The organism is Streptomyces sp. SM10 (genome assembly GCF_002910915.1).
Taxonomy (GTDB): domain Bacteria; phylum Actinomycetota; class Actinomycetes; order Streptomycetales; family Streptomycetaceae; genus Streptomyces.
Window position 1 is genome coordinate 1 of record NZ_NEUF01000071.1, and the last position, 1556, is coordinate 1556.

Genomic DNA, 1556 nt, shown 5'->3' on the forward strand with positions numbered 1-1556 from the left:
CGAACGGGTCGGTGAGGACCTGGACGTTCATGCCGTGGCGCTTGTGTTTCCCGGAGTAGTACGGGGTGTCGGCGGCGATCCGGTCGATCGGCAGCAGGGTGCCGTCGAGGATGACGAACGCCTTCGCCCGGATCGCCTTGATCGCCTCGGCCAGGGACGGGGCGAGGGTGGCCAGGGTGTCGACGGCCTCGCGTATGTAGCGGAAGGCGGTCGCGATCCCGATGCCGAAACCGGCCGCGAGCTGTGCGTAGGTGTCACCGCACCGCAGGTGGGCCAGGGCCAGCAGAGCCTGTCGCGCTGCGGGAAGCCGCCGCCACCGCGTGCCGATCTCCCTCCGCCTGGCTGTCAGTTGCCCGGTCAGGAACCGCAGGGTGCGGGTGGACAGATCGATCGACGACGGGTAGACAAGCACACGAAGCTCCTGGCGGACACGGGTGATCTTGGTCGAGAACCCATCTACCAGGAGCTTCGTCGTTACGCAGGACCGTCCAGCTCGTGGTCAACGCCGCCAGCTTGGAAAAGGCTCAGTACACGTCCCGGCTCATGCAGGAAACCTGCCGCGAGCTGGACATACGCCAGTCGATGGGTCGGACCGGATCCTGCTACGACAACGCTGCCGCAGAGTCCTTCTTCGGCAGCCTCAAAACCGAGATCGGAAAGGAGACTTGGCCGACGAGGGCCGAGGCCAGGGCGGACGCGTTCCGGTGGATCACGTACTACAACCACCGCCGTCTCCACTCAGCCATCGGCTACCAGACGCCGCACTAGGAACGGCAACGAAGAAGCCACCCCCTCACACTCGCGGCATAATCGGACGTGTCGGCCCTAAAGGGGTCAGGTCGCGGCTGAGTAGCCGCCTACGATGAAGCCCCCGCCAGTTGCTACTGAACTTGATTGGGTGATGTCGGGTCGTTCGCCTGCCGGCGGCTGAGCCGGGTCGGTAGCTGTGTGGTGTGAGATACGCGCAGGGCGGCGGCTTGACCGATGCCAAGAGGGTGGCGAGGGAACGGATCCGGCTGGAGGCGGTCGGCCGTTTCGAGGATGGCAGGAAGAACAGGGAGATCGCGGCCGCGCTGAGGGTGAGCGAGCGGTCGGTGGAGCGCTGGCGCCGGCAGTGGCGGGAGCGAGGTGTGGAAGGTGTCCGCTCGAAGGGGTCACCAGGCCGTCCGAGGCTTTCTTCAGCTCAAATCATTCGGCTTGAGCGCGAGTTGGAGCGCGGCCCCCTCGCCCACGGCTGGGCGGATCAGCGCTGGACACTGGCGCGGGTGAAGACGTTGATCGGGCGGCTGTTCCACGTCGGCTACACGGTGGAGGGGACATGGCGGCTGCTGAAGCGGCACGGCTGGTCCTGGCAGCAGCCGGCCCGCAGAGCGATCGAACGGGACGACGAAGCAGTGGAGTTGTGGAAGAAGGAGGTGTGGCCGGAGGTAAAAGCACAGCGGCGGCCCGCGGAGCCTGGATCGTCTTCGAGGACGAAGCCAGCCAGTCGCTGAGGCCGCCACGCGCGAGGTCCTGGGGCCGGGTCGGCCAGACTCCGGTCGTGCGCGTCCGGGGCC

Annotated in this window: 3 protein-coding genes; 2 read left to right on the plus strand and 1 reads right to left on the minus strand. The window is 67.0% G+C overall.

The window, feature by feature from the left end; all coding sequences use genetic code 11:
* The coding region (locus tag B9S57_RS10675) for a transposase family protein (protein WP_181011272.1) at positions 1–412 on the minus strand (412 nt) is incomplete at its 3' end.
* An 83-nt stretch (positions 413–495) separates the two neighbouring features.
* Here B9S57_RS10675 and B9S57_RS10680 point away from each other — a divergent pair.
* Entirely contained in the window at positions 496–768 is a 273-nt protein-coding gene (locus tag B9S57_RS10680) for an integrase core domain-containing protein (RefSeq protein WP_103515312.1), read from the plus strand.
* A gap of 185 nt (positions 769–953) precedes the next feature.
* Positions 954–1493 carry a winged helix-turn-helix domain-containing protein gene (locus B9S57_RS10685; protein WP_103515313.1) on the plus strand — a complete coding sequence of 180 codons (540 nt, stop codon included), beginning with the start codon at positions 954–956 and terminating at the stop codon, positions 1491–1493.
* The last annotated feature ends 63 nt before the right edge of the window (positions 1494–1556 follow it).